The following is a 16,438-nucleotide window of genomic DNA, read 5'->3' on the forward strand; positions in this document are numbered from 1 at the left end:
GACAGGCGCACGCCTGCGCCGCGGCATCCGTCGACCGTCGCGGTTCCGCACCGGACTGCTGGTCTAGAATCGGCAGGTCATGACTGCCATCTACGACTGTTCGGTCGACTCAGAGCTCCTCACCGGCATGCGCCTCGCACGGAGCGCCATCGGACGGGGGGAGCTCGTCGTCATCCCCACCGACACCGTGTACGGCGTGGCCGCCGACGCGTTCGCCCCGAAAGCCGTGTCCCGGCTGCTCGACGCCAAGGGACGCGACCGCACCTCGCCGCCGCCCGTGCTGATCCCGGGCATCCCGACCCTCGACGCGCTCGCGAGCGAGGTGCCGGCCGCCGTGCGCGAACTCGTCGGCGAGTTCTGGCCCGGCGGCCTGACCGTGATCCTCCACGCCCAGCCGTCGCTGCAGTGGGACCTCGGCGAGACGCGCGGCACCGTCGCGCTCCGCATGCCGGCCAACCCGATCGCCCTCGAGCTCCTGGCGGAGACGGGCCCGCTCGCGGTGTCGTCGGCGAACCGCTCGGGCGAGCCCTCGGCGACCACGGCGGCGAATGCCGCGGAGATGCTCGGCGACTCGGTGACCGTCTACCTCGACGGCGGCCCCGCCGGCGGTTCGTACGAGGCCATCGGGGAGCGCGAGGGCGACACGTCCTCGACGATCGTCGACGCGACGGCGCTCGCCCGCGAGGGCGGACGGCTCCGCATCGTGCGCGCCGGCGTGATCTCGCGTGAGCGCATCGCGGCGGTCGTGGGGGAGGACCTCCTCGAGCCCGAGGGTGCGCCCGCGCCTGCGCCCGCGGAGATCGAGCCCGCCGCCGAACCGCCCGCGACGGCGGCCGACGCCGAGCCCGCGATCTCCGTCGCCGAGTCCGTGACCTCCGCTGCCGACGACGGGGACGCTGCCGCCTCATGACCCTCTTCCTGGCCATCGCACTGCTGACGGCGCTCGTCACCTTCGGCGGATCGATCATCGTCTGGAAGCTGAGCCTGAAGTACAAGCTCTACCCGAAGATCCGCGAGCGCGACGTGCACACGCGGCCGACGCCGCGACTCGGGGGCGTCGCGATGTTCGTCGGCATCCTGATCGCCTTCGGCGCCGCGGCGTTCGTCTCCACGCTCGGTTCGTCGCGATTCTCGAACATCGCGATCGTGTTCCAGAACCCGGGTCAGATCCTCGCGATCCTCGGCGCAGCGCTCCTCATCGTGATCGTCGGCGTCGCCGACGACATCTGGGACCTCGACTGGACGACCAAGCTCGCCGCCCAGTTCCTCGCCGCCGGACTCATCACGTGGCAGGGCGTCTCGATCGTGTCGCTGCCGATCGGCGGAATCACCGTCGGCTCGTCGTGGATGTTCGCGATCATCACGGTCTTCGTGATCGTGCTCGTGATGAATGCGGTGAACTTCATCGACGGCCTCGACGGACTCGTCGCGGGCGTCGCCCTCATCGCGAACGGCGTGTTCTTCCTCTACTCCTACCTGCTCGTGCAGCAGACCTCGCCGACGAACTACTTCAACCTCGCCTCGCTCGTGGCGATCATCCTCGTCGGCGCGTGCGCCGGATTCCTGCCGCTCAACTGGCACCCGGCGAAGCTCTTCATGGGCGACGCGGGCGCACTCCTCATCGGGCTCCTCATGGCGACCTCCGCCGTCGCGGTCACGGGCCAGCTGAACCCGACCGGCGTCGGCCTGAACCAGTTCGTGGCCGCGTTCATCCCGATCCTGCTGCCCTTCGCGGTGCTCGTGATCCCGCTGCTCGACTTCGGCCTGGCAGTGATGCGGCGCCTGCGCGCCGGCAAGTCGCCGTTCTCCGCCGACCGCAAGCACCTCCACCACCGGCTGCTCGACATGGGTCACTCGCACCTGCACGCGGTGCTGATCCTCTACGGCTGGACGGCGGTCGCCTCGGTCGGATGCCTCCTCACCTACGTCTTCCCGGTCTACTTCAAGATCTCGTCGCTCTGGGCGCTCCTCGCGCTGTTCATCGGCTTCGTCATCTGCGCCGTCATCACGCTCGCCCCGCTCGGTCGCCGCAAGCGCCTCACCGTCGCGGCCGAGGCCGAGGCGATCGACGAGACCCCCGAAGCGGATGTCGCCGGGCTCGACGAGCTCGCCGGCGACGAGGCGTCCGTTCCCGCCGGCCCGCGGCAGGGCCCGGCATCCGCTCAGGACGGCTCGGTAGAATCCAGCGACCCCGAACCTGGAGCACGATGAACGACGCACGTCCCGAAGCAGACCGCACGCCGACCTCGAACCCCGTGTTGCGGAGGGCGCTCGTCTGGGGCGGCATCCTCGCCGGGGTGATCCTCGTCGTGGGAGCCATCCTGGGCTACGTGCTCGCCGGCGTGCCCGGACTGCTGGGCGCCCTGATCGGCACCCTCATGGCCGTCGTCTTCATGGGCATCACCGCGGCGAGCATCCTCGCCGCGAACCGCTTCGCGTCGAGCGACCTCTTCGTCGGCGCCTTCTTCGGCATCGTGCTCGGCGGCTGGATCCTGAAGTTCATCGTCTTCATCGTGCTCGTCGTGGTGCTGCGCGATGCCGAATGGCTGAACACGACGGCACTCTTCCTGAGCCTCGTCGCCGGGGTGCTCGCCTCGCTCGCGGTCGACGTGATCGTCGTCGCGAAGTCCCGCCTGCCCTACGTCAGCGACGTCGAGCTGCCGAAGGCGCCCACCGAAGAGTGAGACCCTCTCGGCGATTCGTCGGCTGCCCGAAGTATTGCTAGAGTAATGGGGATCCCCCCACGGTACTGCCCTGCTTGCGCACGGGCTGCCGAGGTCCATGTTCGTCGCCGCGAGAGCCGAGCTCCACGCCCCGAAACAGGAGAAAGCGCTGCTAGCTAACGCTCTGAACCTGCTGGTTCCGATGTCAACCGATGATGGTGGCTTCCACGGGCCGTCGATCGACGAATTCTTCCCCGGAGCACTGTTCTTCGAAGGCACCCCCTTCGAGATCAACCGCATCATGCTCGTCCGCTTCGTCGCGGTCGTCGCGCTGCTGCTCGTGTTCTGGCTCGGCACCCGGCGCATGAGCGTCGTGCCCGGCCGGTTCCAGAGCCTCGTCGAGATGGGTCTCGACATGGTGCGCGTGAACATCGCCGACGACCTGCTCGGCAAGAAGGACGGCAAGCGGTTCCTGCCGATCCTCACGACCATGTTCTTCATGATCCTGTTCATGAACCTGACGGGTGTCATCCCGTTCCTGAACATCGCCGGCACCTCCGTCATCGGCGTGCCGCTCGTGCTCGCGATCGTCGCGTACGTCACCTTCATCTACGCGGGCGTCAAGAAGAGCCCCAAGAACTTCTTCAAGAACTCGCTCTTCCCCTCGGGTGTGCCGTGGCCGGTGTACATCATCGTCACGCCGATCGAGCTCATCTCGACGTTCGTGATCCGCCCGATCACCCTCACGCTCCGACTCATGATGAACATGATCGTCGGCCACCTCCTGCTGGTCCTCTTCTTCGCGGCGACGCAGTTCTTCGTCGTGCAGATGAGCGGATGGTGGACCCTGCTCGGTGTCGGAACGCTGGCCTTCGGCCTCGCGTTCACGCTGTTCGAGGTCCTCGTCGCCGTCCTGCAGGCGTACGTCTTCGCACTCCTCACCGCGGTCTACATCCAGCTCGCGGTCGCAGAAGAGCACTGAGCCCGGGCATCCGCCCAGAACATTCCCTAGGAAAGGAAACCCAACGTGGACGCAACCACCGTTCTCGCTGAGATCAACGGCAACATCGCGACGGTCGGCTACGGCCTCGCCGCCATCGGCCCGGCCATCGGCGTCGGCATCGTCGTCGGCAAGACGATCGAGGGCGTCGCCCGCCAGCCCGAGCTGGCCGGCCGCCTCCAGGTCCTGATGTGGATCGGTATCGCCTTCACCGAGGCGCTCGCCTTCATCGGCATCGCCACCTACTTCATCTTCGTCTGATCCATTCGCCGCAACTGAGGAGGCCAACGTGCTTCATGCAGTACTGAGCGCTGCAACCGAGGGTGGCGAGACCCACAGCCCGGTGATTCCGGCGTGGTACGACATCATCTGGTCGTCGGTCTGCTTCATCATCATCCTCATCTTCTTCTGGAAGTACGTGCTCCCGCGCGTGCAGAAGCTGCTCGATGAGCGCGGCGAGGCGATCGAGGGCAACATCGCGAAGGCCGACGAGGCGCAGCGCAAGGCCGAGGCGGCACTCGAGGAGTACACCGCCCAGCTCGCCGACGCGCGCACCGAAGCTGGTCGCATCCGCGAGACGGCTCGCGACGACAGCAAGAAGATCGTCGCCGAGGCGAAGGACGCCGCGACCGTCGAGGCCGCTCGCGTCACCGCGAGCGCGCAGGCGCAGATCGAGGCGGAGCGCCAGACGGCACTCGTCTCGCTCCGCTCCGAGGTGGGCACGCTGGCCATCGACCTCGCATCAGGGGTCATCGGCGAGTCGCTCTCCGACGATGCCAAGGCTACCGCGGTCGTCGACCGGTTCCTCGCCGACCTGGAGGCCTCCGAGGCCGCCGCCGGAGGGAAGAAGTAGTCCATGGGTAGCGCTACGAGAGAGGCCATGGCCGGCTCGAAGGCCGCGCTCGCGGAGCTCGGCCGCGCCGAGCTCCCCGTCGCCGAGGCACTCCTCGCCGCCGGCCGTGTCATCGGCGAGTCCGCGCACCTGCGCACGGCGCTCGTCGACACCGAGGCCGATGTCGCGCAGAAGCGCGCGCTCATCGAGGCCGTGTTCGGCTCCCGCATCCCGGCCGAGGCCGCCTCGCTCCTCGTGAGCGCGGCTTCGCGCCGGTGGTCGTCGGGCGACGACTTCCTCGCCGGCATCGAAGAGATCGGCATCCGCGTCGCCGCGGACTCCGCTCCCGACAGCGTCGACCTCGACGCCGAACTGCTCGCGTTCGAGCGAGCCGTCGCGGGCGACGCCGAGCTCGAGCTCGCGCTCGGATCGAAGCTCGGCGAGACCGTCGCCAAGACGCAGATCGTCGACCGACTCCTCGACGGCAAGGCATCGCCCCAGGCCGTCGTGATCGTGCGGCACCTCGTGCAGCAGCCTCGCGGCCGCCGCATCGGCGAGCTGCTCCGCCACGGGGCGACCGTCGTGGCAGACCAGCGCGGATTCGACATCGCGACGGTCACGAGCGCCGTTCCGCTCACCGCCGCCCAGCTGGGCCGGCTCGAGCAGGGCCTCGCCGCCCAGGCGGGCCGCCGTGTCCGCTTCGACACCATCGTCGACCCCGCCGTGCTCGGCGGAGTCCGCGTGCAGATCGGCGACGACGTCATCGACGGCAGCGTCGCCTCGCGCCTCAGTTCGCTGCGGCAGAAGCTTGCCGGCTGACGCCGGTTGAAACGACCGGCGCTCGCGCCGCGACACACCAGTAGCTGTACAACCGGTACAGAAAAAGGGAAAAGACAATGGCAGAACTCACCATCAGCCCCGACGAGATCCGTTCGGCTCTCTCGGAGTTCGTCTCGTCGTACGAGCCGGGACAGGCGGAGAAGACCGAGGTCGGGTACGTCACCGACGCCGGCGACGGCATCGCGCACGTCGAAGGTCTTCCCTCGGTCATGGCGAACGAGCTGATCCGCTTCGCGGACGGCACGCTCGGTCTCGCGCAGAACCTCGACGAAGACGAGATCGGCGTCGTCGTGCTCGGCGAGTTCACCGGCATCGAAGAAGGCATGGAGGTGACCCGCACGGGCGAGGTCCTCTCCGTCCCCGTCGGTGAGGGCTACCTCGGCCGTGTCGTCGACCCGCTCGGCAACCCGATCGACGGCCTCGGCGAGATCACCGGTATCGAGGGCCGTCGCGCCCTCGAGCTGCAGGCGCCCGGCGTCATGCAGCGCAAGTCGGTGCACGAGCCGCTGCAGACCGGCATCAAGGCCATCGACGCGATGATCCCCGTCGGCCGCGGCCAGCGCCAGCTCATCATCGGCGACCGCCAGACCGGCAAGACGGCCATCGCGATCGACACGATCATCAACCAGAAGGCCAACTGGGAGTCGGGCGACCCGTCGAAGCAGGTCCGCTGCATCTACGTCGCCGTCGGCCAGAAGGGCTCGACCATCGCCTCGGTGAAGGGCGCCCTCGAAGACGCCGGAGCCATGGAGTACACGACGATCGTCGCGGCTCCCGCCTCCGACCCGGCCGGCTTCAAGTACCTCGCGCCGTACACCGGCTCGGCCATCGGCCAGCACTGGATGTACGACTCCAAGCACGTCCTCATCATCTTCGACGACCTGTCGAAGCAGGCCGAGGCCTACCGTGCCGTGTCGCTGCTGCTGCGTCGTCCGCCGGGACGCGAGGCGTACCCCGGTGACGTCTTCTACCTGCACTCGCGTCTGCTCGAGCGTTGCGCGAAGCTGTCCGACGAGCTCGGCGCCGGTTCGATGACGGGCCTGCCGATCATCGAGACCAAGGCGAACGACGTCTCGGCGTACATCCCGACCAACGTGATCTCGATCACCGACGGCCAGATCTTCCTCCAGTCCGACCTGTTCAACTCGAACCAGCGTCCGGCTGTCGACGTCGGCATCTCGGTCTCCCGAGTCGGCGGTGACGCACAGGTCAAGTCGATCAAGAAGGTCTCCGGCACGCTGAAGCTCGAGCTCGCCCAGTACCGCTCGCTCGAGGCGTTCGCGATGTTCGCGTCCGACCTCGACGCCGCCAGCCGCCGTCAGCTCGCTCGAGGCGCACGCCTCACCGAGCTGCTCAAGCAGCCGCAGTACTCGCCGATGTCGGTCGAGAAGCAGGTCGTCTCGATCTGGGCCGGCACCAACGGCAAGCTCGACGAGGTCCCGGTCGAGGACATCCTCCGTTTCGAGAGCGAGCTGCACGACTTCCTCGCCCGCAACACCGAGGTGCTGAACTCGCTCCGCGAGACCAACGTGCTCTCCGACGAGACCGCCGCAGAGCTCGCGACGGCCGTCGACACGTTCAAGCTCGAGTTCCAGACGGGTGAGGGCAAGCCGCTCGCCTCGGTGGGGTCCGAGCAGTTCGAGGCGATCGCTGAAGAAGAGGTCGTCCAGGAGAAGATCGTCAAGGGTCGCCGCTAGTCATTCCGAGGTTCCCTGAGGCTCTCGACGGGAACTGACCTCACGGGGTCGAGTCGAGAGCCTCAGTACCAGGAAGACAGGACACAGGAGAAACATGGGAGCGCAGCTTCGGGTCTACCGGCAGAAGATCAAATCTGCCCAGACGACCAAGAAGATCACGCGGGCGATGGAGCTCATCTCCGCCTCGCGGATCCAGAAGGCTCAGGCGCGCGTTGCGGCGTCGGAGCCGTACTCGACCGCCATCACTCGCGCCGTCTCGGCCGTTGCGAGCTACTCGAACGTGGCACACGTGCTGACGACCGAGCCCGAGCGCATCGATCGCGCGGCGATCGTGATCTTCACGTCCGACCGCGGCCTGGCCGGTGCGTTCAACTCGCAGGTGCTGCGTGAGGCAGAGGAGCTCACCGAGCTCCTGAAGAGCCAGGGCAAGGCAGTCGAGTACTTCCTCGTCGGCCGCAAGTCCGTCGGCTACTTCAACTTCCGGCACCGTGCGTTCGAGCGCAGCTGGATCGGCGGCACCGACAACCCCGACTTCGACACGGCGAAGGAGATCGCCGACGCGGTGCTCGAGGCGTTCCTCCGGGACGCGAGCGACGGCGGCGTCGACGAGATCCACATCGTCTACAACCGCTTCGTGAGCCGCATCACGCAGGTTCCGGTGGTCACCCGCCTGCTCCCGCTCGAGGTCGTCGAGAGCGACGAGGTCCCCGAGGCCTCGACCAAGCACGAGGTCTTCCCGCTCTACGAGTTCGAGCCCGACGCGGAGACCGTCCTCGACGGACTCCTGCCGGTCTACATCGAGAGCCGCATCTACAACGCGATGCTGCAGTCGTCCGCGGCCAAGCACGCGGCGACGCAGAAGGCGATGAAGTCGGCCTCCGACAACGCCGACAAGCTCATCACCGACTACACGCGTCTGGCGAACAATGCGCGCCAGTCCGAGATCACCCAGCAGATTTCCGAGATCGTGGGCGGCGCTGACGCGCTGTCGTCCGCCAAGTAGCCCCTTACGAAGAGAGAGAACACATGACTGACACCGCTACCGCCTCGGCCGCGGCCGCGCCTGTGGCCGGCGCCGTCGGCCGCGTCGCCCGGGTCACCGGCCCCGTCGTCGACATCGAGTTCCCGCACGACTCGATCCCCCCGATCTACAACGCGCTGAAGACCTCGATCACGATCGACGACGTCACCACGGTGCTGACGCTCGAGGTCGCCCAGCACCTCGGTGACGACCTGGTCCGCGCGATCGCTCTGAACCCGACCGATGGTCTCGTCCGTGGCCAGGAGGTCACCGACACCGGCGCATCGATCTCGGTTCCCGTCGGCGATGTCACCAAGGGCAAGGTCTTCAACGTCATCGGCGATGTGCTGAACGCCGAGCCCGGCGAGCAGATCGAGATCACCGAGCGTTGGCCGATCCACCGCAAGGCCCCGGCCTTCGACCAGCTCGAGTCCAAGACCTCCATGTTCGAGACCGGCATCAAGGTCATCGACCTCCTCACGCCGTACGTGCAGGGTGGAAAGATCGGCCTCTTCGGTGGTGCCGGTGTCGGCAAGACCGTCCTCATCCAGGAGATGATCCAGCGCGTCGCGCAGGACCACGGTGGTGTGTCAGTGTTCGCCGGTGTCGGCGAGCGCACCCGTGAGGGCAACGACCTCATCCACGAGATGGAGGAGGCGGGCGTCTTCGACAAGACCGCCCTCGTCTTCGGCCAGATGGACGAGCCGCCGGGAACGCGTCTCCGCGTCGCCCTGTCGGCCCTGACCATGGCGGAGTACTTCCGCGATGTGCAGAAGCAGGACGTGCTCCTCTTCATCGACAACATCTTCCGCTTCACGCAGGCCGGTTCCGAGGTCTCGACGCTCCTCGGCCGCATGCCGTCGGCCGTGGGTTACCAGCCCAACCTCGCCGACGAGATGGGCGTTCTGCAGGAGCGCATCACCTCGACGCGTGGACACTCGATCACCTCGCTGCAGGCGATCTACGTTCCCGCCGACGACTACACCGACCCGGCTCCGGCGACGACCTTCGCCCACCTCGACGCGACGACCGAGCTCTCGCGCGCCATCGCGTCGAAGGGCCTCTACCCGGCCGTCGACCCGCTGACGTCGACCTCGCGCATCCTCGACCCCCGTTACCTGGGCGAGGACCACTACCGCGTCGCCACGACGGTCAAGCAGATCCTCCAGAAGAACAAGGAACTGCAGGAGATCATCGCCATCCTCGGTGTCGACGAGCTCTCCGAGGAAGACAAGATCACGGTGTCGCGTGCGCGCCGTATCGAGCAGTTCCTCTCGCAGAACACCTACATGGCGAAGAAGTTCACCGGTGTCGAGGGTTCGACCGTTCCGCTCAAGGACACGATCGAGTCGTTCGATGCGATCGCCAAGGGTGACTTCGACCACGTGGCCGAGCAGGCATTCTTCAACGTCGGTGGCATCTCCGACGTCGAAGAGAAGTGGGCGCAGATCCAGAAGGAGAACGGCTGAGCATGGCCAGCCTCAACGTGAGTGTCGTCTCGGCCGACCAGCAGGTCTGGTCGGGCGAGGCGACCATGGTGGTGGCACGCACCGTCGAAGGCGAGATCGGCATCCTGCCGGGTCACGAGCCGATGCTCGCGATCCTCGCCGGCGGCGAGGTGCGGGTCACCCTGCCCGGCGGTGAGAAGATCACCGCCAACGCTGATGACGGATTCCTGTCGGTGCAGGCGAATGCGGTGCAGGTCGTCGCATCCCGCGCCGAGCTCGTCTGAGGAGTAGCGGATGCAGGGGGAGCAGCCGATCGAACGCCAGTTCGGTGACCTGAGTGTCACCCAGCTCATCGTCATGGCCGGGCTGCCGGGTGCGGGAAAGTCGACGATCGGTGAGATCGTCGGCGCCCGACTCGGCGCCACGGTCGTGTCGGTCGACCCGATCGAGTCCGCGATCCTGCGGGCCGGTATCGACGCCGACCAGCCGACCGGTCTCGCTGCGTACCTCGTTGCCGAGGAGATCGCCGAGAAGGAGCTCGACTCCGGCCGCACCGTGATCGTCGACGCGGTCAACGCCGGTGAGGCGGCCCGACTCCAGTGGCGCGACCTCGCAGAGCGCGCCGACGTGCGCCTGCGGGTCATCGAGGTCGTCTGCTCCGACGAGGCGGTGCACCGCTCCCGCCTCGAGAAGCGCGAGCGCAGGCTCCCGCACCTCGAGGAGACCACCTGGCGCGCCGTGGAGCAGAGCCTCGAAGGGTATGCGGCCTGGACCGGCCCGTCGTCGGCACTGCCGCGAGTCACGATCGACAGCATCGGTTCGCTCGGTTCGAACGTCGACGCCGCGCTCGCCTTCATCGGCTCGTAGTGCGGCTGCTCCTTCCGCCGTCCGAGACCAAGCGCGACGGCGGTGCCGATGCCGCGCTCGATCTGAACGCGCTCTCGTTCCCGTCGCTCACGACGGGTCGGGAGGTGACGACGGCCGCCGTGACGGATCTGGCCCAGCAGCCCGCAGAGATGATGCGAGCACTGAAGCTCGGCCCCCGGCAGGCGCACGAGGTCGACCGCAACCGCGATCTGCTCGGCTCACCGACGATGCCGGCGCTCGATCGCTACACCGGCGTGCTGTTCGACGCTCTCGACGCACCGACGCTCGACGCTGAAGCGCGCGCGCACGCCGCGACGCACGTCGTCGTGCATTCCGCATTGTTCGGCCTGCTCGGTGCGATGGATCCCATCCCGGCCTACCGGCTCTCCCACGACTCGCGCCTCCCGTCGATCCGGTTGAAGGCGCTCTGGCGCGACCCGATCGCGACCGCGCTCGAGTCGGAGAGCGGTGTGATCCTCGATCTGCGTTCCGAGGCCTACGTGGATCTCGGACCGGCGCCGAGACGCGCCGACACGGCCTTCGTGCGCGTGGTCTCGGTCGACGGGTCGGGACGGCGACGGGCGCTGAACCACTTCAACAAGCGAGCGAAGGGGCTCTTCACCCGCGCCGTGCTGATGGCCAGGCCCCGGATCGACTCGATCGGCGAGCTGATCGACTGGGCGCACGAGGCCGGATTCTCGCTCGCGCTGAGCCCGGTTCGAGATGACTCGGGCGTTCGCGAACTCGAACTCGTGGCCTGATGTCGAGCACCGCCGGCAAATGTCGGAGTCGGTGACCCGAGAGCGGATCATGCCGCAGCGGCACGCGCCGATCGGTGACACCCTGCGAGGTGGTCGTCGACCATGCCCGCAGCCTGCATGAGCGCGTACATCGTGGTCGGCCCGACGAAACGGAACCCGCGACGGCGCAGGTCCTTGCTCATCGCAGCCGACTCGGGCGTCGTGGCCGGCACCTCGGCGAAGGTGACCGGGGCAACCGCGCGAGGCTCGGGTGCGAAGCTCCACAGCAGTTCGTCGATCGGCAGTCCGAGCTCGAGGGTGGCGCGGGCGTTCTGGATCGTCGCCTCGATCTTGCCGCGGTGACGGATGATCCGCTCATCGCCGAGCAGGCGTGAGACGTCGTCGTCGGTCATGGCGGCGACGCGTTCGGCATCGAATCCGTGGAAGACCTCGCGGAAGGCCGGACGGCGCCGGAGGATCGTGATCCATGACAGGCCGGCCTGGAAGCCCTCGAGGCAGACCTTCTCGAAGAGCCGCACAGGATCGTGCTGCGGCGTGCCCCACTCCTCGTCGTGGTAGCGGCGGTACTCGGGGTCGGACGCCCCCCACCCGCACCGTGCGAGTCCGTCGTCTCCGACGACGATCTCGGGTCTGGGGATGACGCTCACGCGGCGAAGCCGATCTGCTCGTGGCCGAGCAGCCAGAGCTTCGTGGGAACGCCTTCGCCGCCGGAGTAGCCGGTGATGCGCCCGTCGCTCGCGAGCACGCGGTGACACCCCACGATGATCGGCACGGGGTTCGCGCCGACCGCGCCGCCGATGGCACGTGCGGAGCCCGGCTTGCCGACTGCAGCAGCGAGCGCGCCGTACGATGTGGCCTCACCCCACTGGAGGCGCTCGAGCTCGGCCCAGACGGACTGCTGGAAGGGGGTGCCGACGAGGCGCACCGGGATGTCGAAGTCGAGGCGGCGCCCCGCGAAGTACTCGGCCAGCTGTTCGCGAGCGGCACGGAGCACGTCGTTGGGATGTTCGGGAGCATCGTCGTGGGGGAGCCGGCCGCCGCTCTCGATGGAGAGGCTCGTGACGGCCTCGTCGTCGGCGACGAGTTCGAGACGCCCGATCGGGCTGTCGAGGCGGATCAGATACACGTTCGTCATGGTTCGAGCGTAACCCCGGCGTCCGACACCGGCTCGCGGGAATCGGACATTGCGGACTCCGGGCGGATCGACGCGCTGTGGAGGGGGAGTCGGTGCGACTCACCCTCCACAACGGTGATCGAGTCGCGATCGGGCACCGACGGCCGAACGCACCACGCCGCTGCCCCGTGCAAGGGCACGCTCGGCGCATGACGACCATCATCCGCGCCGAAGCGGCGCACGACTTCCTGGCCCTCGTCCCGTCGCTGGCCGGATTCCATCCGACGAGCTCGCTCCTCTGCGTGGCCTTCAGCGGCAACCGCACCGCGGGCGTCCTGCGATACGACCTGCCGCGCCGGGCGCGAGATCGCGCCCCGCTCGCCGCGATGATCGTCGGAACGCTGTGCCGGATGCGGGGCGTCGACGCCGTCGTGCCGATCGTCTACACCGAGGCCCGATTCGGCGCCGGCCGTGGGATGCCGCAACGCGCCCTGCTTCGAATGCTCACGGCGCGGTCGGAGGAGGCGGGCTTCCTCGTACGGGATGCGTTGTGCCGGGCGGCCGATGGCTGGGGTTCGCTCCTCGACCCCACGACGCCGGCCACGGGGCATCCGCTCGCGCTCATCGACGAGAGCCCGGTGAAGCGGCTCGCCGGCGGCGCCGGCGAGGTGGCGTCGTCGCCGACCGCGAGCGCCGCGCTGCCTCCTGCCGAGCCGGAGGTCGCAGCTCGCATCGCCGAGGCGCTCGCCGGGCTCACCGACGAGGAGGAGCGCGAGCACGCCCTGAGGCGGCTCGGCGAGCACGGCGATCCGGTGGCACTCGTCGAGTCGCTGCTCGTGCGCGGCCGCGTGCAACCGCCGCTCCGCCTCGCCTGGTTCCTCCATCTCGCGTCCATCCCGGCCGTGCGCGACGCCATGATGCTGCAGATCGGATTCGGCGCATCGATCGGCGAGGCGGCCCACGACGACGCGATCGCCACGGCCGAGCGCGCAGCAGCGAACGAGGAGACCATCGACGGCCTCGTCGTGCGTGAGCTGGCGACCGGCACGACCGGCGAGGTGAGCGAGATGCTCTCGCGACTCATGATCGGCCAGTCGCAGGCGCATCCCGACGCCGGTCGGGTGGAACGGGCACTCGCCCTGCTCCGCACGCTGATCGCGAACGCGCCGCCGACCCATCGCATCGGCCCCCTCTGCATCGCGGCCTGGCTCTCGTGGGCGCTCGGCCGAGGCTCGGCGGCCGGAGCGTTCATCGACACCGCGGTCGACCTCGATCCCGACCATTCGATGGCGGGACTCCTCTCCGCGCTCATCGGCAGCGGCACGCTGCCAGAGTGGGCGTTCAGTGGCCGGTGAGTCCGCCGACCGCTCGGGCGAGCAACGACGGCCGGCCGGTGAGCCGCTCCTCGGCGTCGGAGAATCGCATCCCGAGCACGCCGAGGTTCGCCCCGAGGTACCGAAGCGGTTCGGGCTCCCACAACGGCGATCGGTGATTCACCCAGGGGAGTGCGGTGAGCCCGCTCTGCACGCCCCGCACGAGTTCGGCCATCGTCCGGCCGGCGAGGTTGGTGGTCGAGAGTCCGTCGCCGACGTAGGCGCCGGCGAAGCCGACACCGGTCTTCGGGTTGTAGCTCACGGACGCGTTCCAGTCGCGAGCGACACCGAGCGGGCCGCCCCAGCGATGCGTGATGCGGGCGCCGCCGACTGCGGGGAAGAGTTCGAGCAGGGCGGCGTGCAGCCGGCCGAACACCGCGTCGACCCGTTCGAACGCGGGATCCAGCGCGCTGCCCCAGTGATAGCTCGCGCCTCGCCCGCCGAATGCGAATCGGTTGTCGGCGGTGCGCTGTCCGTAGACGAGCAGGTGGCGGAAGTCGCTGAAGGTCTGGCCGTGGGTGATGCCGATCTCGTCCCACACCTCGTCGGAGAGCGGTTCGGTGGCGATCATGAGCGAGTAGAGCGGCAGGATGCGCCGGCGCACGCGGGGCAGGCCGGCGCCGTACCCCTCGGTGGCGACGATCACATGGCGCGCCGAGAGTGTGCCCTCGGAGCCGCTGCCGTCGAGCGCACGGAAACGCACCCGACCCGCAGACCAGTCCACGACCTCGGTCTGCTCGAACAGCGAGACGCCGAGCCCCTCGACCACGCGTGCCAGGCCGCGCACGAGCTTCGCGGGGTGCACCCGTGCGCACGAAGGGTCGAAGACCGCATCGGGTGCGCGACCGTCGAGCCCGGTCGCGCCGAACCGCGCAGCAACGGTGCTCTCGCCCCAGTACTCGAGCGCGTCGACGCCGAACCGCCGTGCGTCGTCGACCTCGGCCGTCGCGAGCTCGCGCTGCGAACCGCTTCGCGCGTACGTGACGGTCCCGCCCTTCGCGAAGTCGCAGTCGATGCCCTCGCGCGCCGTGACGCGTCCGACCTCGTCGACGGTGTCGAGCATCGCGCGGCGCATCGCGACCGCCTGGTCGTACCCGTGGTCGCGTTCGATCGAGGCGGCCGACTGCGGAAAGAGCGCCGAGCACCAGCCGCCGTTCCGACCGGATGCGCCGAACCCCGAGAACTCGCGCTCGAGCACGGCGATGCGCAGGCTCGGGTCGGCCTCGGCGAGGGCATAGGCGGTCCAGAGCGCCGTGAGCCCGCCGCCGATCAGGCAGACGTCGAACCGCGCGCTCGAGGTGAGGGCCGCGCGCGGACGGAGATCGTCGAGCCCGCGCACGACCAGGTCGTCGAGCCAGAAGCTCACCCGACGGGAGGAATCCGGTGCGGCATCCGTCACCGCCGGGCGAGCGACCGCCATCAGAGGCGGTTGGAGGCTTCGGTCAGCACCCCGCGCAGCTTCTGCTCGATCTCCGCGAACTCGGCGGGGCCGATCGTGAGCGGCGGTGCCAGCTGGATCACGGGGTCGCCGCGGTCGTCGGCACGGCAGTACAGGCCGGCGTCGAACAGCGCCTTCGAGAGGAACCCGCGGAGCAGGCGCTCGGACTCGTCGTCGTCGAAGGTCTCGCGCGTCTCCTTGTCCTTCACGAGCTCGATGCCGAAGAAGTACCCGTCACCGCGCACGTCGCCGACGATCGGCAGGTCGAGCAGCTTCTCGAGCTCGGCGCGGAACAGCGGCGAGTTCTCGCGGACCCGTTCGTTCAGCCCCTCCTCCTCGAAGATGTCGAGGTTCTCGAGCGCCACCGCGGCGGAGACCGGGTGACCGCCGAAGGTGTAGCCGTGGTAGAACGACGTGTTGCCCTCTGCGAAGGGAGCGTAGATCTTCTCGGAGACGATCGTCGCGCCGATGGGGGAGTAGCCCGAGGTCATGGCCTTCGCGCACGTGATCATGTCGGGAACGTAGCCGTAGGCGTCGCACGCGAACATGTGGCCGAGTCGTCCGAACGCGCAGATGACCTCGTCGGAGACGAGCAGCACGTCGTACTGGTCGCAGATCTCGCGGACGCGCTTGAAGTAGCCGGGGGGCGGCGGGAAGCAGCCGCCCGAGTTCTGCACCGGCTCGAGGAACACGGCGGCGACCGTCTCGGGGCCTTCGAAGAGGATCATCTCCTCGATGCGGTTCGCAGCCCAGAGGCCGAAGGCCTCGAGATCGTCGGCGGGGGCGCCCATCTCGGCCGCGCGGTAGAAGTTCGTGTTCGGAACGCGGAACCCGCCGGGGGTCACCGGCTCGAACATCTCCTTCATGCCCGGGATGCCCGTGATCGCGAGCGCACCCTGCGGCGTGCCGTGGTACGCGACCGACCGGGAGATCACCTTGTGCTTCGTCGGACGGCCCTGGAGCTTCCAGTAGTACTTGGCGAGCTTGAATGCCGTCTCGACGGCCTCGCCGCCGCCGGTCGAGAAGAACACGCGGTTGAGGTCGCCGGGTGCGTATCCCGCCAGCCGGTCGGCCAGTTCGATGGCCGAGGGGTGGGCGTACGACCAGATCGGGAAGAACGCGAGCTGCTCGGCCTGCTTGGCGGCCACCTCGGCGAGACGTGCGCGACCGTGGCCCGCGTTCACGACGAAGAGGCCGGCGAGCCCGTCGAAGTACTCGCGGCCCTGCACGTCGTAGACGTGGTGGCCCTTTCCGCGGGTGATGATCGGCACCCCCGACGTCTCCATCGTGGACTGACGGGCGAAGTGCATCCAGAGATGGTCCTTCGCCTTCTGCTGCAGCGCATCGTTGTCATAGACCGTGTCGGTCATGGCGTTCCTTTCTC

At 68.5% G+C, this 16,438-nt stretch carries 18 protein-coding genes; 14 read left to right on the forward strand and 4 right to left on the reverse strand.

What is annotated here, in order from left to right:
• Positions 1-79 precede the first annotated feature (79 nt).
• The 13 genes from ACFTQE_RS08590 (at position 80) to ACFTQE_RS08650 (ending at position 11,129) form a co-directional block, all read left to right on the forward strand.
• On the forward strand, positions 80-910 hold the full coding sequence (locus ACFTQE_RS08590; protein WP_376924660.1) for an L-threonylcarbamoyladenylate synthase: 831 nt from the start codon (positions 80-82) through the stop codon (positions 908-910).
• Positions 907-2,211: an MraY family glycosyltransferase gene (locus ACFTQE_RS08595; RefSeq protein WP_376924661.1), complete on the forward strand. Its 1,305-nt coding sequence runs from the start codon at positions 907-909 to the stop codon at positions 2,209-2,211. Before ACFTQE_RS08590 ends, ACFTQE_RS08595 begins: the two co-directional genes overlap by 4 nt.
• Positions 2,208-2,684, forward strand: coding sequence for a hypothetical protein (locus ACFTQE_RS08600; protein ID WP_074261268.1), 477 nt, complete (start codon positions 2,208-2,210; stop codon positions 2,682-2,684). The genes ACFTQE_RS08595 and ACFTQE_RS08600 overlap by 4 nt, the downstream gene beginning before the upstream one ends.
• 181 nt (positions 2,685-2,865) lie before the next feature.
• Entirely contained in the window at positions 2,866-3,645 is a 780-nt protein-coding gene (gene atpB / locus ACFTQE_RS08605) for a F0F1 ATP synthase subunit A (protein WP_376924662.1), read from the forward strand.
• Between the two features lie 45 nt (positions 3,646-3,690).
• Complete coding sequence (gene atpE, locus ACFTQE_RS08610) at positions 3,691-3,924, forward strand: ATP synthase F0 subunit C (RefSeq protein ID WP_022888426.1); 234 nt, start codon at positions 3,691-3,693, stop codon at positions 3,922-3,924.
• Positions 3,925-3,952: 28 nt separating this feature from the next.
• Positions 3,953-4,516 (forward strand): F0F1 ATP synthase subunit B, encoded by a 564-nt coding sequence (locus ACFTQE_RS08615; RefSeq protein WP_376924663.1) that lies wholly within the window; start codon positions 3,953-3,955, stop codon positions 4,514-4,516.
• Positions 4,517-4,519: 3 nt separating this feature from the next.
• Positions 4,520-5,314 (forward strand): F0F1 ATP synthase subunit delta, encoded by a 795-nt coding sequence (locus ACFTQE_RS08620; protein ID WP_376924664.1) that lies wholly within the window; start codon positions 4,520-4,522, stop codon positions 5,312-5,314.
• Between the two features lie 77 nt (positions 5,315-5,391).
• Positions 5,392-7,032, forward strand: coding sequence for a F0F1 ATP synthase subunit alpha (gene atpA, locus ACFTQE_RS08625; RefSeq protein WP_375837121.1), 1,641 nt, complete (start codon positions 5,392-5,394; stop codon positions 7,030-7,032).
• 94 nt (positions 7,033-7,126) lie between these two features.
• On the forward strand, positions 7,127-8,035 hold the full coding sequence (locus ACFTQE_RS08630; protein WP_375837119.1) for a F0F1 ATP synthase subunit gamma: 909 nt from the start codon (positions 7,127-7,129) through the stop codon (positions 8,033-8,035).
• 23 nt (positions 8,036-8,058) lie between these two features.
• Entirely contained in the window at positions 8,059-9,522 is a 1,464-nt protein-coding gene (gene atpD, locus ACFTQE_RS08635; protein WP_375837117.1) for a F0F1 ATP synthase subunit beta, read from the forward strand.
• A gap of 2 nt (positions 9,523-9,524) precedes the next feature.
• On the forward strand, positions 9,525-9,785 hold the full coding sequence (locus ACFTQE_RS08640) for a F0F1 ATP synthase subunit epsilon (RefSeq protein WP_056014040.1): 261 nt from the start codon (positions 9,525-9,527) through the stop codon (positions 9,783-9,785).
• Positions 9,786-9,795: 10 nt separating this feature from the next.
• Positions 9,796-10,368, forward strand: a complete 573-nt coding sequence (locus ACFTQE_RS08645; protein ID WP_376924665.1) for an AAA family ATPase — start codon at positions 9,796-9,798, stop codon at positions 10,366-10,368.
• A complete protein-coding gene (locus ACFTQE_RS08650; RefSeq protein WP_376924666.1) occupies positions 10,368-11,129 on the forward strand; it encodes a YaaA family protein in 762 nt (253 codons plus the stop codon). The genes ACFTQE_RS08645 and ACFTQE_RS08650 overlap by 1 nt, the downstream gene beginning before the upstream one ends.
• Positions 11,130-11,176: 47 nt before the next feature.
• Here ACFTQE_RS08650 and ACFTQE_RS08655 read toward each other — a convergent pair whose 3' ends face one another.
• Entirely contained in the window at positions 11,177-11,767 is a 591-nt protein-coding gene (locus ACFTQE_RS08655; RefSeq protein WP_376924691.1) for a DNA-3-methyladenine glycosylase I, read from the reverse strand.
• A gap of 5 nt (positions 11,768-11,772) precedes the next feature.
• On the reverse strand, positions 11,773-12,264 hold the full coding sequence (locus ACFTQE_RS08660) for a methylated-DNA--[protein]-cysteine S-methyltransferase (RefSeq protein ID WP_376924667.1): 492 nt from the start codon (positions 12,262-12,264) through the stop codon (positions 11,773-11,775).
• Between the two features lie 188 nt (positions 12,265-12,452).
• On the opposite strand from ACFTQE_RS08660, the gene ACFTQE_RS08665 reads away from it, so the two are divergent.
• The gene (locus tag ACFTQE_RS08665; RefSeq protein WP_376924668.1) at positions 12,453-13,598 is read left to right on the forward strand and encodes a DUF4192 family protein; all 1,146 of its coding nucleotides are present in this window, start codon (positions 12,453-12,455) and stop codon (positions 13,596-13,598) included.
• On the opposite strand, the gene ACFTQE_RS08670 is transcribed toward ACFTQE_RS08665, so the two are convergent.
• Complete coding sequence (locus ACFTQE_RS08670; RefSeq protein WP_376924669.1) at positions 13,585-15,036, reverse strand: NAD(P)/FAD-dependent oxidoreductase; 1,452 nt, start codon at positions 15,034-15,036, stop codon at positions 13,585-13,587. The two genes, ACFTQE_RS08665 and ACFTQE_RS08670, sit on opposite strands and share 14 nt — an antisense overlap.
• Positions 15,036-16,424, reverse strand: coding sequence for an aspartate aminotransferase family protein (locus tag ACFTQE_RS08675; RefSeq protein ID WP_376924670.1), 1,389 nt, complete (start codon positions 16,422-16,424; stop codon positions 15,036-15,038). Before ACFTQE_RS08675 ends, ACFTQE_RS08670 begins: the two co-directional genes overlap by 1 nt.
• Between the last annotated feature and the right edge of the window lie 14 nt (positions 16,425-16,438).

The sequence above is a fragment of the Agromyces sp. NPDC056965 genome (genome assembly GCF_042673425.1).
Lineage (GTDB): Bacteria > Actinomycetota > Actinomycetes > Actinomycetales > Microbacteriaceae > Agromyces.

Coding starts and splice junctions, on each gene's coding strand:
- ACFTQE_RS08590 (WP_376924660.1), top strand. CDS start 80: ATGACTGCCATCTACGACTGTTCGGTCGACTCAGAGCTCCTCACCGGC.
- ACFTQE_RS08595 (WP_376924661.1), top strand. CDS start 907: ATGACCCTCTTCCTGGCCATCGCACTGCTGACGGCGCTCGTCACCTTC.
- ACFTQE_RS08600 (WP_074261268.1), top strand. CDS start 2,208: ATGAACGACGCACGTCCCGAAGCAGACCGCACGCCGACCTCGAACCCC.
- atpB (WP_376924662.1), top strand. CDS start 2,866: ATGTCAACCGATGATGGTGGCTTCCACGGGCCGTCGATCGACGAATTC.
- ACFTQE_RS08620 (WP_376924664.1), top strand. CDS start 4,520: ATGGGTAGCGCTACGAGAGAGGCCATGGCCGGCTCGAAGGCCGCGCTC.
- atpA (WP_375837121.1), top strand. CDS start 5,392: ATGGCAGAACTCACCATCAGCCCCGACGAGATCCGTTCGGCTCTCTCG.
- ACFTQE_RS08630 (WP_375837119.1), top strand. CDS start 7,127: ATGGGAGCGCAGCTTCGGGTCTACCGGCAGAAGATCAAATCTGCCCAG.
- atpD (WP_375837117.1), top strand. CDS start 8,059: ATGACTGACACCGCTACCGCCTCGGCCGCGGCCGCGCCTGTGGCCGGC.
- ACFTQE_RS08640 (WP_056014040.1), top strand. CDS start 9,525: ATGGCCAGCCTCAACGTGAGTGTCGTCTCGGCCGACCAGCAGGTCTGG.
- ACFTQE_RS08645 (WP_376924665.1), top strand. CDS start 9,796: ATGCAGGGGGAGCAGCCGATCGAACGCCAGTTCGGTGACCTGAGTGTC.
- ACFTQE_RS08660 (WP_376924667.1), bottom strand. CDS start 12,264: ATGACGAACGTGTATCTGATCCGCCTCGACAGCCCGATCGGGCGTCTC.
- ACFTQE_RS08665 (WP_376924668.1), top strand. CDS start 12,453: ATGACGACCATCATCCGCGCCGAAGCGGCGCACGACTTCCTGGCCCTC.
- ACFTQE_RS08670 (WP_376924669.1), bottom strand. CDS start 15,036: ATGGCGGTCGCTCGCCCGGCGGTGACGGATGCCGCACCGGATTCCTCC.
- ACFTQE_RS08675 (WP_376924670.1), bottom strand. CDS start 16,424: ATGACCGACACGGTCTATGACAACGATGCGCTGCAGCAGAAGGCGAAG.